At 65.5% G+C, this 13540-nt stretch carries 11 protein-coding genes; 7 read left to right on the top strand and 4 right to left on the bottom strand.

All coding sequences use genetic code 11. The features are described 5' to 3' along the window. Positions 1-221: 221 nt before the first annotated feature. From U5760_RS21550 to U5760_RS21540, 3 genes are all read left to right on the top strand, one after another. Positions 222-1184, top strand: coding sequence for a hypothetical protein (locus U5760_RS21550; protein ID WP_322014322.1), 963 nt, complete (start codon positions 222-224; stop codon positions 1182-1184). A 117-nt stretch (positions 1185-1301) separates the two neighbouring features. Continuing rightward, complete coding sequence (locus U5760_RS21545; RefSeq protein WP_322014321.1) at positions 1302-1787, top strand: carboxymuconolactone decarboxylase family protein; 486 nt, start codon at positions 1302-1304, stop codon at positions 1785-1787. Further along, positions 1784-2641, top strand: a complete 858-nt coding sequence (locus tag U5760_RS21540) for a sigma-70 family RNA polymerase sigma factor (RefSeq protein ID WP_322014320.1) — start codon at positions 1784-1786, stop codon at positions 2639-2641. Before U5760_RS21545 ends, U5760_RS21540 begins: the two co-directional genes overlap by 4 nt. Before the next feature lie 35 nt (positions 2642-2676). Here U5760_RS21540 and U5760_RS21535 read toward each other — a convergent pair whose 3' ends face one another. After that, positions 2677-4071: an MFS transporter gene (locus tag U5760_RS21535; protein WP_322014371.1), complete on the bottom strand. Its 1395-nt coding sequence runs from the start codon at positions 4069-4071 to the stop codon at positions 2677-2679. Between the two features lie 292 nt (positions 4072-4363). On the opposite strand from U5760_RS21535, the gene U5760_RS21530 reads away from it, so the two are divergent. Further along, positions 4364-6076, top strand: a complete 1713-nt coding sequence (locus tag U5760_RS21530) for an IlvD/Edd family dehydratase (RefSeq protein ID WP_322014319.1) — start codon at positions 4364-4366, stop codon at positions 6074-6076. 212 nt (positions 6077-6288) lie between these two features. Next, positions 6289-8046, top strand: coding sequence for a methyl-accepting chemotaxis protein (locus U5760_RS21525; protein ID WP_415914147.1), 1758 nt, complete (start codon positions 6289-6291; stop codon positions 8044-8046). Between the two features lie 49 nt (positions 8047-8095). Here U5760_RS21525 and U5760_RS21520 read toward each other — a convergent pair whose 3' ends face one another. After that, on the bottom strand, positions 8096-9049 hold the full coding sequence (locus tag U5760_RS21520; RefSeq protein WP_322014317.1) for a response regulator: 954 nt from the start codon (positions 9047-9049) through the stop codon (positions 8096-8098). Positions 9050-9339: 290 nt separating this feature from the next. On the opposite strand from U5760_RS21520, the gene U5760_RS21515 reads away from it, so the two are divergent. Beyond that, positions 9340-9837 (top strand): acyl-CoA thioesterase, encoded by a 498-nt coding sequence (locus U5760_RS21515; RefSeq protein ID WP_322014316.1) that lies wholly within the window; start codon positions 9340-9342, stop codon positions 9835-9837. 42 nt (positions 9838-9879) lie between these two features. Here the strand turns inward: U5760_RS21515 and U5760_RS21510 are convergent, their stop codons facing one another. Continuing rightward, entirely contained in the window at positions 9880-11340 is a 1461-nt protein-coding gene (locus tag U5760_RS21510; protein ID WP_322014315.1) for an ATP-binding protein, read from the bottom strand. Between the two features lie 320 nt (positions 11341-11660). Further along, complete coding sequence (locus U5760_RS21505) at positions 11661-12680, bottom strand: GlxA family transcriptional regulator (protein ID WP_322014314.1); 1020 nt, start codon at positions 12678-12680, stop codon at positions 11661-11663. Between the two features lie 129 nt (positions 12681-12809). Between U5760_RS21505 and U5760_RS21500 the strand changes: the two genes are divergently transcribed. Beyond that, the gene (locus U5760_RS21500; protein ID WP_322014313.1) at positions 12810-13451 is read left to right on the top strand and encodes an HD domain-containing protein; all 642 of its coding nucleotides are present in this window, start codon (positions 12810-12812) and stop codon (positions 13449-13451) included. The last annotated feature ends 89 nt before the right edge of the window (positions 13452-13540 follow it).

Genomic DNA, 13540 nt, shown 5'->3' with positions numbered 1-13540 from the left:
AAGAGCCGCCATTCTGGCGGAATCCGCCGATTGATCTTCACGACGATGTAGCCCATATTCAAGGCTACGATTCCGTCTACCGCCCATCGATCCGCGCTATCCGGCACGCAATTCGTCTTGCGCGTATGGCTTCGTGCCCCGTAGCGCTCCGTCGTCCCCCGCTGCGACGCTCTCGAGCGCGGCAGCAGGTCATTTGATGCTATCGAAGCCGTAGCTCTCCCATGTTCAACGAATCTGGCCGCGGCGGCGCCGGCTCGCTGCAATGCCTCTATTGCGGCGCGAAGCTCAATGCTCCGCTGATCTTTTGTCCCCAGTGCGGGGCCAACCAGATCGCCGGTTCACCCCGCATGGCGCCGGCGGGCAACGCCATGGCGCATGAAGCGCCGCATGGCCTCGCGCAGCGTCTGCGCGGGTACTGGAGCGCGCTGCCTCTCCATTTTGGCGGGGCGCGGGCGCTCGCCGGCCGATACCCGAGGCACGAAGCCAGCTTGCATGTCGAGCGCGAGGAATATGAAGGCAGCGGATTCCCCCAAGCGCGCCTGCCTTATTACGCGTGCGGCGTGCTGGCAGTGATTGCGCTCGTGCTTGCCGCCTATATCGTTTCGCATCGCGACGAAAAAGAGCCGACACCTGGCGTTCAGGTGGTGGAGGGGTCCGTGGTCGAACCGCAGGCCGCTTCGGCGGCGCAAGCGACGAGATCTCCCGCCTCCCGTCATGCCGCGCCCGTCGTCGCCGTCGTGCCGCCGCATCGCGCTCAACCGCCGGTGCCGGTGGCAGCGACGCTTGCCGACGACCACGCAGCCGCCGCAAAAAACGCCGAATCCCCGACACGCAGCGACGTCGCCCGCAACCTGGCGAGCGCACGCACCAGCCTCGACAAGAACAGCCTCTGGCCGGCCCGGCGGGCCGTCACCACGGCGCTCGCGGAGCAGCCCAACAACAGCGAAGCGCTGCAGATGCGCACCGAACTCGTCTCCCGCGAGCAGGAGCGCGATTCCCTGCTGGGCTACGCGCGACTTTGCGAGCGCGAGGCCAAATGGGTCTGCGTGTGGCAGAACGCCGGTCACGCCGTGACTCTCGATACCTCGAGCCGCGAAGCAAAGCGCCTGCTCGCGCGCGCCATCGCCGAACAAGGCGCGGGAACGGCCAGGCAGGTCGATCCGCCGCCCGGCCCCGACGACTGAGATTCGCCCCGCCTCACGTTGCTCACGCTGCTCACGCAAAAAATCTCGTGCCGATGTCACATTCGGCGCGGGCTGCCTCGTCATGTCATCGGAACCCACACACAAGGAGATGGAACCATGACTGCCAGGCTAGACCCGTTTGCCGTCGCCCCCGCCCTGATGAAGTCCTGGATGAGCGCGTCGCTCGCCGCGGCTGCCAGCCTCGAGCCCAGCCTCATCGCGCTCGTGGAGGTGCGCGCGTCGCAAATCAACGGCTGCGCGAACTGCCTTAATATGCACACGGCCCATGCGCGCGACGGCGGCGAGACCGAGCAACGCCTTTACCTGCTCGATGCCTGGCGCGAGGCGCCCTGCTACACCGATCGCGAGCGGGCGGCGCTGGGCTGGACGGATGCCCTCACGCGGCTCTGCGAAGGCCGGGCAGCGGGCCACGCGATCGAGGGCGCCCGTGCGGCGCTCGAGGATCAATTTACCCAGGAGGAGCAGGTGAAGCTCACGTTGATGATCAACGTCATCAATGGCTGGAACCGTCTCGCAGTCGGCTTCGGCCTGTGGGTCGATCCGGCGGCGGCGAAGGCCATGGCGAGGGCGGTCGCGGCATGACGGACCCGGCTTCCGCGCAGGCCGCGGCGGGCTTCAACCCGCTGCGCAGCAAGCTGATCCGCGTGGCGTACCGCATGCTCGGCTCGGTAGCCGATGCCGAGGACATCGTGCAGGACGCGTTCATCCGCTGGATGCACGTCGATCGCGACGAAGTGCGTGTGCCCGAGGCGTTCCTGCGCCGCATGGTCATGCGCCTGTGCCTCGATCAGCTCAAGTCCGCGCGGCACCAGCGCGAGACCTATATCGGGCCGTGGCTGCCCGACCCGGTCGTCGAAGAAGAGGAGCGGGAAGACGTCACGCTGCCGCTCATGCTCGCGCTCGAACGTCTTTCGCCGCTCGAGCGCGCGGCGTTTTTGCTGCACGACGTATTCGGGCTCGACTTCGAAGAAGTGGCGGCGACGATCCAGCGCGAGCCGGCTGCGTGCCGCCAGCTTGCGGCGCGGGCGCGGACCCATGTACGGGAATCGCGCCCGCGTTTTCGCGTGGAGAAAGCCCGTGGGCTGGAACTGGCGAAGGCCTTCTTCGAGGCTTCGCGCAGCGGCGACATGGGAGCGCTGGGCGCCCTGCTGGCCGACGACGTGAGCCTGCACGCCGACGGCGGCGGCAAGCGGCCGGCTGCGCGCCTGCCCGTGCTGGGTTTCGAGCGCGTGATGAAGGTGCACGCCTGGCTGGCCAGACTTTTTCGCGAGAAGCGATCGACCTTCGTGCGAGTGGGCTTCATCAACGGCCTGCCTGGGTTCGTCACGCTCGAAGCCGATGGCGAACTGCAGACCACGGCGCTCGAAATCGAAGACAGCAAGGTCGCGGCGATTTACGTCGTGCGCAATCCGGATAAGTTGCGGCATCTGCACTAATTAGCAGGCATCGTGCGGCGGCAGTACCGCCAGACTCAGCGCGCCACGGCGGCCGTCTCGGGCCACGTGTCGGCCACTCCTTGCGTGCTGCCGTCCTCCAGCGAAATGTTGCGCGTCTCGCGCCCCTGCCACCACCAGAGTGCGGCCGCCAGCGGACCCGGCAGCGCCAGCACGAGCAGCACGACGAGCGCCGAAGAAGGCGTGCCCGACGAAGCGAACACGCTCGTGAGCATGAGCGGCGCGACCATCGCCCCCACGCGCCCGATCGCCACCGAAACGCCCAGCCCCGTGGCGCGAATGCGCGTGGGCAGCACCTCCGACGAAACTACGTAGCCCGAAATATACGCCCACGTCACGCCGTACTGGATCAGGCAGTAGCCAATCACCATGCCGGCAAGCGTATGCATCGCGTAGATCACGCAGACCGCGAGCGTCGTGAACGTATAACTCACGAACAGCGAAGCGCGACGCCCCCATGCCTCGACGAGCAGTGCAGCCGTCAGCCCGCCCGCAAGCGCTGCGGCGTTGCCGTAGAGGTAGTAGATGGGCATATCGGCGGCGCTCACCTTCATGTACGGCAGGATCACGAGCGCCATCAGCGAAAGCACGCCATAGACGATGGCCGCCTGCGAGAAGTTCAGCGCGCTCGCGAGCGCACAGCGCATGCGGTACTTGCCGAAGAGCGTGCCCACGTTGCGCCAGAAGGTGGGATGCTGCGGCACAAACGCCACCGGCGGGTAGCGCTTCGCGACGGCGGCGCGCATCTCGGCGGAGGCGCCGGCATGCGAGGCCGCGGCGGCGATGCGCTCGACCACGGCTTCGGCATCCGCCACGCGGCCCTGTTGCAGCAGCCAGCGCGGCGACTCCGGAATCACGCGGCGAATCCAGAAGAAGAGCAACGCCATGGTCGTGCCGAAGCCAAAGCCCACGCGCCACGACACATCGCCGGGAAGATTGTTGAGGACAACCCATGAAACGGCGGCGGAGAGCAGCGCGCCCACAGGAAAACCCGAGAGGATCAGCGAATCGGTTCGGCCGCGGTGTTTCTTCGGAATGAATTCGCCCATCGTTGCGGTAACGGCAGAATACTCGCCGCCCACCGCCAGCGCGGTCATCGCGCGGAAGAACAGAAACGATTCGTAGTTCCAGGCGAACACCGTCGCGACACTGAATGCCGCATACCAGAGCAGCGTGGCGAGAAAAAGGCGCTTGCGGCCGAAGCGATCGGAAAGATAGCCGAACGCGATCGCGCCCACGAGCATACCGAACACCCAGATGCTCACGGCAAGCGATCCTTGCGAGGCCGACAAATGCCATTGCGCCTTGAGCGCGCCGAACACGCTGCCGATGATGTTGGTCTCGAACGAGTCCAGCGCCCAGCCCACGCCGAGTGCCACGGTCATCAGCGTATGAAAGCGCGTCCACGGCATGTTGTCGAGCCGCGCGAGCGCGTCCGTCTGTGTCGCATGAGAAGTCACGATGGGGTCCTTGATGACAGCCGGCCCGGCCCAAAGGAGACCAGGAAGTGTTCGTCAGCTTAGGGACGCCGCATGACGGCCATATGATCGAAAGGGTCGTTGAAATTCGATGAATCCAACGGATTTTTCGTTAGACTCGTCCGTGATGTCCGATGGGGTGGGTGCCCGCGGTAAGGGACAGAACACGCTCGCCAACGAAGCGGCCGATAATGGAGCGGACAGCCCAAAGAGAGGAGACGACGACATGCGCAAGCTACGCTCGCAAAGCTGGTTCGGCCGCGACGACAAGGACGGCTTCATCCATCGCTCGTGGATGAAAAATCAGGGCATTCCGCACGACCAGTTCGACGGCCGGCCCGTGATCGGCATCTGCAATACCTGGTCCGAACTCACGCCCTGCAACGCCCATTTCCGCGAGCTGGCCGACTATGTGAAACGCGGCGTGCGCGAAGCGGGCGGCCTGCCGCTCGAATTTCCGGTGATGTCGCTCGGCGAAACCAACCTGCGCCCCACGGCCATGTTGTTTCGCAACCTCGCTTCGATGGACGTGGAGGAATCGATCCGCGGCAACCCCATCGACGGCGTCATCCTGCTGGTGGGCTGCGACAAGACCACGCCCGCGCTCCTGATGGGCGCGGCCTCGTGCAACCTGCCGGCCCTTGCCGTCTCCGGCGGTCCGATGCTCAACGGCCGCTTTCGCGGCCGCGACATCGGCTCGGGCACGGGTGTCTGGCAAATGTCCGAGGAAGTGCGCGCCGGAACCATGAGCCAAGCCGAATTCGTGGAGGCGGAGTCGTGCATGAACCGCTCGCGCGGCCACTGCATGACGATGGGCACGGCCTCCACCATGGCCTCGATGGTCGAGGCGCTCGGCATGGGCCTGCCGCACAACGCGGCCATTCCGGCCGTCGATGCGCGCCGCCAGGTGCTCGCGCATCTCGCGGGGCGGCGCATCGTCGAGATGGTGCGCGACGACCTCACCATGACGAAGATCCTCACGCGCGAAGCCTTCGAGAACGCCATTCGCACCAACGCCGCGATCGGCGGCTCGACCAATGCCGTCGTCCACCTGATCGCGCTCGCGCGCCGCATCGGCGTGCCGCTCGCGCTCGACGACTGGGAGCTGGGCTCGAACGTGCCCTGCCTCGTGAACCTCCAGCCCTCCGGACAGTACCTCATGGAGGACTTCTACTACGCGGGCGGCCTGCCCGCGGTGCTGCGGCAACTGGGCGAACAAGGGCTGCTCCATCGCAACGCGCTCACCGTCAACGGCAAGACGATCTGGGACAACGTGCAGGATGCGCCGAACTACAACAGCGAGGTCATCACCTCGTTCGCGCAGCCCTTCAAGCCGAAGGCCGGCATCGCCGTGCTCAAGGGCAATCTCGCGCCGAACGGAGCCGTCATCAAGCCGTCGGCGGCCACGCCTGCGCTGCTCAAACATCGCGGGCGCGCGGTGGTGTTCGAGAACGTGGAGGAACTGCACGAGAAGATCGACGATGCATCGCTCGACATCGACGAAAATTGCATCATGGTGCTGAAGGGCGCGGGCCCCAAGGGCTATCCCGGCTTCGCCGAGGTCGGCAACATGCCGCTGCCGAAGAAGGTCCTGCAAAAAGGCATCACCGACATGGTGCGCATTTCCGATGGGCGCATGAGCGGCACGGCCTATGGCGCGGTGGTGCTGCACGTCTCGCCCGAGGCGGCGGCGGGCGGCCCGCTCGCGCTCGTACAGACGGGCGACATGATCGAACTCGACGTGGACGCGCGGCGCCTGCATCTCGACATCTCCGACGAGGAACTCGCACGCCGCAAGGCCGGCTGGAAAGCCCCCGATCTGCCCGGGCGCGGCTACTACCGGCTCTACGTGCAACACGTCCTGCAGGCGGACGAAGGCGCCGACCTCGATTTCCTCGTGGGGGCGAGCGGCGCGCCCGTGCCGCGCGAGTCGCATTGACACGGCACTGACCTCGCACCGACGCAAGATGCCGGCGGCTGGCGCCCCCGCTGCGCCAGTTTTTGCCCGGGTTTCGCCCCCGGGTTTCGCCAATCGTTTGCGCGAAACACTTCAGATTGCCCGGCAACCATCCGATAAATAGGTTGGGAAGGCAGCTCCCCTGCTGCGGGATCTGCCTTTGAGGTAGCGAAAGAGACCGGGAATTCAGAAAAGTGAAGCGTATATCGTTGAATGGAAAGGCATGGAGCATCGTCGCCCTGCTGTGGATTTCGCTCGTCGTGATGGTTGTCGCCAATGCCGTCATGACGCGCGAGAGCATGCTGAGCGACCGCAAGGAGATGCTCGCGCAGCAGACCGAGACCGCCATGGGCCTCGTTGGGTACTATCAGAAAGCGGCGGCGTCGGGCCAGTTGCCGGCCGACGACGCGAAACGCCAGGCCATCGCCGCTTTGCGCAGCATGCGCTACGGTGACGACCAGAGCGGCTACTTCGGCATCTACGACTCGCAGACGCTCGCCCTGCTGGTGCCGCCGAAGCCCGACATGGAAGGCAAGAGCCAGGCCGACACGGTCGATCCGCAGGGCACCCACGTGGCCGTGGAGATCGTCAAGAGCTCGTCGCCGGGCGGCAACCACTACAGCCAGTATGTGTGGCCCAAGCCCGGCCACAGCTCGCCGGTGGGCAAGATCACTTATTCCGACTTCGTCCCTGCGTGGGACTGGCACGTCTTCACCGGCGTCTACGTGGACGACATCGACGACGCTTTCTACGCCGCGCTCGTGCGCAACCTCGTGCTGGTTGCGCTGATCGGCGTGGCAATCACGCTCGGCATGCTCTGGCTGATCCGCAGCATCCGCACGAGTCTGGGCGGCGAGCCCGACTATGCGGCCGCAATCTGCTCGCGCATCGCCTCGGGCGACCTGAACGCGCAAGTGCAGGTCGCAAGCGGCGACGACCATAGCCTCCTGCATGCAATGAGCCAGATGCAGCGCCAACTGGTGGAAACGGTGCACCGCATCCAGACCTCGGCCGAGTCGATCACCACAGGCGCCCACGAGATCGCAACGGGCAATCTCGACCTTTCCTCGCGCACCGAAGAGCAGGCGGCCTCGCTCGAACAAACGGCTGCGAGCATGGAAGAGCTCACGGCCACGGTCAAGCACAACACCGACAACGCGCGCCAGGGCAACACGCTCGCCTCGAACGCCGCCGAAGTCGCGGCGCGCGGCGGCGAAGTCGTGCGCCGCGTGGTGGCGACCATGCACGAGATCTCCAGCACCTCCGAGCGGGTCGAGCAGATCATCGGCGTGATCGACGGCATTGCGTTCCAGACCAATATTCTGGCGCTCAACGCCGCCGTGGAAGCGGCGCGCGCGGGCGACCAGGGGCGCGGCTTCGCCGTCGTCGCCGCCGAAGTGCGCAGCCTTGCGCAACGCAGCGCGAGCGCCGCGAAGGAGATCAAGGAACTGATCGGACAATCGGTCTCGCAGGTGGTGGAAGGCTCGAAACTCGTCGACGAAGCGGGCACGACGATCGACGAGGTCGTGCAGTCCGCAAAACGCGTGGCCGACCTGATGGGCGAAATCTCGGCTGCCTCCGAAGAGCAGCATTCGGGCATCGAGCAGGTCAACAAGGCCGTCTCGCAGATGGACGAGATGACCCAGCAGAATGCCGCGCTCGTGGAAGAGGCGTCGGCGGCGGCCCAGGCCATGGCTACGCAGTCGCAGAGCCTGCGTGAAGTGGTCTCGGTGTTCCGGATTGGCGCGAGCGGCCATGCGGGCGCATCGGCCGGATCGACCGCGTTCGCCGCGGCCCCGGTCGCCCGGCAGGCGAAGCCCGTTCGCCCTGCTGCGCCGCGCGAGCCGGTGTTCAAGCAACGCGCCGGTGCCGCTGTGGCCACGCCGGCACGCGAGACGGCAACAGCCGCGACGGCGAGCGCCGACGAAAGCCGCGACTGGGAGACGTTCTAACGCGTTTGAACCCACAGACGCTCGGGGGCGTTGGACCTTTAGAGGCCTGCTAATGCCTGCCGCGCCACGCGGCAAACGTCAGCACCCCCGGCTCGGGCTCCCCGCCGTCGAGCCGGGTCCAGCTCCAGTGCGTATCCTCGAGGCCCGGCACCGGTGCCGGCGTCGCCATGCGCACCTCGGCCAGATCCGGACGATACGCTTCATATGGCCAGAACACCGGCATCACACTGCGCGCCCTCATCGCATCGAGCAGTTCGGCCGGGCCGCCTTCGTCGTCCAGCACGTCGCACTGCGCGTCCCAGTCGTGGCTGTCCCATGCGATAAAGACGCCGCGCCGGCCGTGCGCGTCGAACGTGAGCACCGCGTTCTGCTCGGGCCGCCAGTAGTACTCCACAATGCGCTCGCGCGCCGCGACCTCTTCGAGCACATCGCGCGCGTGCTGGTTGGCGTAGATCGAGCCGACGCCATGCACGCCGATATGGCCATGCCCCGCGCAGTACTTCTGCTTCGCCTCGGCCAGCACGCGCGCGAGCTTGCGCGCCATGGCGGGGTCGGTCTTCTTCAGGTAGTAGTCGATCAGGCCGGCATTGAAGGCTTCCACGGCATGCGATTCGTCGGCCGTGCCCGTGAGCAGGATCTTCGAGCAGCCGAGCTCCGACACCGAAGCGAGAAACTGGATGCCGTCCATGCCCGGCATTTCGCAATCCACCACGAGCGCGGCGATATCCGTGAAGCGCGCGGGGTCGGCCATCACGTCGTCGCCCAGCGCATTGCCGCCCTTCTTCTCGAACTCCGACCATGCATGGCCCGATACCGGGCTCTTCGCGGCATGCCGTCCTGCATGCGAGGAGACGAAGGCGAGTGCTTCGTGCGGGTCGGTGTAGAACCGGTGCAGCGGTGCATCGGGAAAGAAGCCGCGCAATGCGTGCAGAAAGTCGGCGCTATCGTCGACGAACACTACGGACACGGGGTAAAGCACCGGCTGTCTGACTATCGAACTCATGATTGCCTCGGTGAATGCAGGCCGGGCCGCGGCGTTCGAGGCGCGCAGGCGCAGCGGAAAGCGTCCTGATTATGCGGCGATATCCCGTTGCAGAGCAACCGGCGAACCTCGAATGTGGCGTCGAATCCGCCGCCTTCGCGGCGCCGGCGCGGGCCGTGCGCACCGGCGCCACAAAGCCTGTGTGGCTGACGCGGTTTTTGCAACGCGCGAAGAACGCCAGAATGAGCGCATGTCATTTTCAAACATGACATGCGCGACTGCCGCATGCAGTCACACTCAGGAGTTAAAGAATGTACGCACGCGAAGCCATTCCGACCGTTCTGACCCGTGGCACGGCACACCTCTCGGATCAGATCATGGACGCAACGCCCAGCAAGACGTTTCATCATGTGATCGACATTTATCTCAAGGACTCCAATGCCTTCATGAACACTTATTTCGCGCGGTACTTCGAATGGCAGGGCATTTGCCGCGAACGCTGGTTCCACGAATGCATTCACAACAACCTGCTTGCAGCGGGTGGCATTTTCGTGACCAAGCGCGCTCACCAGGAATACGTGCAGGAGACGTTCCCGTTCCAGCGCGTCGATTGCTACCTGAACACCTTCCAGGTGCGGCAGTGCTCGGCTTATCTGGTGTTCCGCTTTTGCGTGGATGGTCGACCGGTATCGCTCGGCTATCAGCAGATTCTCTTTGCGGGCACCGACAAGCGCATTCGCCGTTTCCCGCCGGGCATCATCGAGAAGGTCAAGGAGTATGAGCTGATCCTGCCCGCGGGCGCGAACTAAGCCGCGCGCCTCGCGCTGCATGCGCGAGGCACTGGCGAAACCTCAACCCGCGTAGTCCTGCCCCGCCGCCCAGCGGCGGGGCCGCCCCGGCATGTCGTGCAGCGCGCGGTCTGCCGGGGACCCCGGCTCCGGCAGGCGCATCGTGAAGGTGGTCTGCACGCCCGGCAACGATTCGCAGGCAATGGTGCCGCCCAGCGCCTCCGCCACGCGCCGGCAGAATGCGAGGCCCATGCCGACCCCGCGGCCATGCGTCTTGGTCGAGAAGAACGGATCGAAGATGCGCGGCATGACGTCCGCGGGAATGCCCGGTCCCGTGTCGCGAAAGGTCAGCACGCAAAAGCCGTTGTCGCGATGCGCGCCGATTTCCACCCGGCCCTTGCTGCCGTCGGTATGAATGGCGAAAAGCGCGTTCTTGAGCAGGTTGAACAGCACGAATACCACGAGCGAATCCGAACCCGAGAAGCGCAGCGAGATATCGACCGGCTCGACGCTCACCATCTCGCGCTCGCCCGGGCGAAACGGAAAACGTTCGAGCGCGGCATTGATGCATGAACGCATGGGACAGATTTCGAAGCTGCGCCGGTCGAGCCGGTCGAGCGTGAACGAGGCCAGCGACATCTCCACCACCGTGCTCGTGCTGTCCACCTGGCGGCGGATCGAGGTGGCGAGCGACGAGAGCCGCTCCGACTGCCCCGGGTACAGGCCATCGACGCAAAGCTGATGCTGCACGGCCAGCTGATAGCCGCGCATCAGTTCGGGCAGCACGCTGCCGATCTCCTCGGCATGCATGCCGATGGCCGCGAGCGGCGTGGCGACTTCATGCGCAACCGTGGCGGCAAGCAGATACGGCCGCATGAGGCCGTAGCGCACGATCGTCACGGCGAGTATGCCCAGGCTCACGGCGATGAAGACCGCGCCCACAGGATAGAAACCCACGCCGTAGTTCACGGCGTAGTCGCTCGCGGCAATGCCGTAGAGGCAAAGGCTCACGAGACAGAGATCGAGCAGCTTGCGGCGATCGCGCGCGTGCGTTTGCCGATGCGCCGAGATCAGCAGCCAGCCGCTGCGCAGTGCGAGCAATACCGTTTGCGCGACGTGCAGCGGATGCAGCAGGCCTGCGCGCGGATACTTGCCGAAGAAGAACGTGCCATAGCCGTCCACCACCCAGTTGCTGAAGACGAGCAGCACCGCCAGCACCGTGCTCAGGCCATACGACGCCAGCAGCAGCGGTTTCTCGCCTCGTCTCGCCGTGACCTCGGCCACGAAGTGGTAGTAGGTAGTGGGCAGAAACAGGATGAACAGATAGCCCAGCTTGACGAGCATGCCCGAGAGTTCGGGGTCCGAAGTCTGGAACAGGAATGCCCACGTCCCCTGCCAGATGAACGTCGTTGCGCACATCAGCGCAAAGGGCACCGAAAGGCGCGTCACGCCTTCGGTGAGCAGCACGTACACGCCGAATCCGAGGAACTGCGCGGAAACGAACGCGGGCAAGATGGAATACATAAATTTGTCGCGTGGATTGTTGTTTTTGCAGACTGAACAAACGCGATGCATGCGGCACCGGAGTGCCAAAGCGCCCAGGCCATGCCGTTCGACGTGTCGATGCATTCGAACGGCCGGCGCGACACCGTTGCCGGCTTTCCCCGTGGAGCCGGACGAACGATGCTCCGTTGCGGACCTGCCGTGCGGATCAGCCATGCATTCAGCATCAACCGCTCGTGGCGGGCGAGCCCATTCCTCAGATTATCGCCGGGATTGTGTCTGCGAGGTGAACTGGCGCCGCAAACGATGCATGGCGAATCGCTTTTCGACGCCAACGGCCATTAGCGGTTGCTCGCGCGGCTTTCTCTCTCGTTCGACGAGTCCGCAAAACGGCGCCGGTACTCGGCGGGCGTCACGCCGACATGCTTGATGAATGCGCGCCGCAGCGTATCCGCGTTGGCGAATCCGCAGCGTGCCGCCACCCGTTTGGGCGCCTCCCCCGACGTTTCGATGATCTCGCGCGCCGCGTTCACGCGCATGGTCTCGACCCAGGCTGCCGGCGTCACGCCCACCTCGGCCTGGAAAAGCCGCGCGAAATGGCGCGGACTCAAGCCCACTCGCGCGGCGAGATCGGGCACGCGATGGGGCTCTTCGGGATGCGCCGCCACCCAGCGTTGCACCTCTTGCAGCGCCGATCGCCCGGCCGGTTGCGCCGCACCGCTGCGACTGAACTGCAACTGGCCGCCGGGCCGCTTGAAGAACATCACGAGCTGGCTTGCCACCCCCATCGCTATTTCGCGCCCGAGGTCTTCCTCCACCAGCGCGAGCGCCAGATCGAGGCCCGCCGTCACGCCTGCCGCCGTGCGCAATTTGCCGTCGCGCACATAGAGCGAATCCGGCTCGATGACTACGCTGGGACACGCCTCGCCCAACCGCTCCACGGCAGCCCAGTGCGTCGTGACGCGGCGCTTGTTCAGCAGGCCGCTCGCCGCAAGCGCGAACGCCCCTGTACAGACCGAGCCGAAGCGCCGGCTGCGCGAGGCCGTCGTGCGCAGCCACTCCCGCACGCGCGCGGGAAGCTGGGCCGTGGCGGCATCGGGCGCACCGGCTACGAGCAGCGTATCGATACGTTCCAAGCCTGCATGTGCCGCGTTCGTGGCGTCGATCTGGCCGGCCACCGCGTCGGGCAACAGGCGCACGCCCGACGAACTGCGGATGGGCCCGGCACGGCACGCCACCACGCGCAAGTCGTAGACGGTCCGGCCCGCTTGCGCATTCGCCTGCGCGAACACGTCGAGCGGCCCACTCACGTCCAGCAGCTGGACGCCCGGCAACGCGAGGATTGCAACGATTCTGGCCATGTTTCCCTCGACTCCCCCGCGTGTCCGGATCGCGCGCGAAATGGCAGGATTTGGCGCCCTACGCCAATTGAGGACAATTCTCGCACAAACCACAATGAAGTCATCTTCTCTTTCCCCTGCGAGCCAGCCATGAGCTTCAATCTGAACGACGTCGCCATTCCCGACAGCCAGCTCACGCGCGAAATCACCGAATTCGTGCGCGATACCGAAACGCCGCTGTTGTTCCATCATTCGAGCCGCGTTTATTACTTCGGCGCGCTCGCGGGCAAGCATCGCAACCTGAAGTTCGACCGCGAACTGCTCTACGCGGGCGCCATGTTCCACGACATAGGCCTGATGCACGACCACAGCAGCGAGAAAGAGCGCTTCGAGGTGGACGGCGCCAACGCGGCGCGCGACTTCCTGAAGAGCCGCGGCATCTCGCAGCAGGACATCGACCTCGTGTGGGCCGCGATCGCCCTCCACACTACGCCTGGCATTCCTGAGCATATGCATCCGGTGATCGCGCTCGTGACGGCGGGCGTCGAAATGGACGTGCTCGGCCTCACCTATCACCAGTACAGCGACGCCGAACGCGAGGCCGTGGTGCACGCGCATCCGCGCACGGAGCACTTCAAAGAAGACATCATCCAGGCCTTCTACGACGGCATTCATCACAAGCCCGCCACCACCTTCGGCAACGTAAAGGCCGACGTTCTCGCCGACAAGGATCCGCACTTCCACGCCGGCAACTTCTGCAGCGTGATCCGCCATTCGGCCTGGCGCGGGTAACGCATCCCGACGCGTGCCGGCACAGGTTCTCGCCTTCGCCGCCCGCGCGCCGCCTGCAATGCTATCCTTTGCGCATCTTCAGGACCGGT

The organism is Paraburkholderia sp. J12 (assembly GCF_905220215.1).
Lineage (GTDB): Bacteria > Pseudomonadota > Gammaproteobacteria > Burkholderiales > Burkholderiaceae > Paraburkholderia.
This window is presented reverse-complemented; position numbering and strand designations above follow the sequence as displayed.

Coding starts and splice junctions, on each gene's coding strand:
- U5760_RS21550 (WP_322014322.1), top strand. CDS start 222: ATGTTCAACGAATCTGGCCGCGGCGGCGCCGGCTCGCTGCAATGCCTC.
- U5760_RS21505 (WP_322014314.1), bottom strand. CDS start 12,680: ATGGCCAGAATCGTTGCAATCCTCGCGTTGCCGGGCGTCCAGCTGCTG.
- U5760_RS21520 (WP_322014317.1), bottom strand. CDS start 9,049: ATGAGTTCGATAGTCAGACAGCCGGTGCTTTACCCCGTGTCCGTAGTG.
- U5760_RS21515 (WP_322014316.1), top strand. CDS start 9,340: ATGTACGCACGCGAAGCCATTCCGACCGTTCTGACCCGTGGCACGGCA.
- U5760_RS21530 (WP_322014319.1), top strand. CDS start 4,364: ATGCGCAAGCTACGCTCGCAAAGCTGGTTCGGCCGCGACGACAAGGAC.
- U5760_RS21510 (WP_322014315.1), bottom strand. CDS start 11,340: ATGTATTCCATCTTGCCCGCGTTCGTTTCCGCGCAGTTCCTCGGATTC.
- U5760_RS21540 (WP_322014320.1), top strand. CDS start 1,784: ATGACGGACCCGGCTTCCGCGCAGGCCGCGGCGGGCTTCAACCCGCTG.
- U5760_RS21535 (WP_322014371.1), bottom strand. CDS start 4,071: ATGCCGTGGACGCGCTTTCATACGCTGATGACCGTGGCACTCGGCGTG.
- U5760_RS21500 (WP_322014313.1), top strand. CDS start 12,810: ATGAGCTTCAATCTGAACGACGTCGCCATTCCCGACAGCCAGCTCACG.
- U5760_RS21545 (WP_322014321.1), top strand. CDS start 1,302: ATGACTGCCAGGCTAGACCCGTTTGCCGTCGCCCCCGCCCTGATGAAG.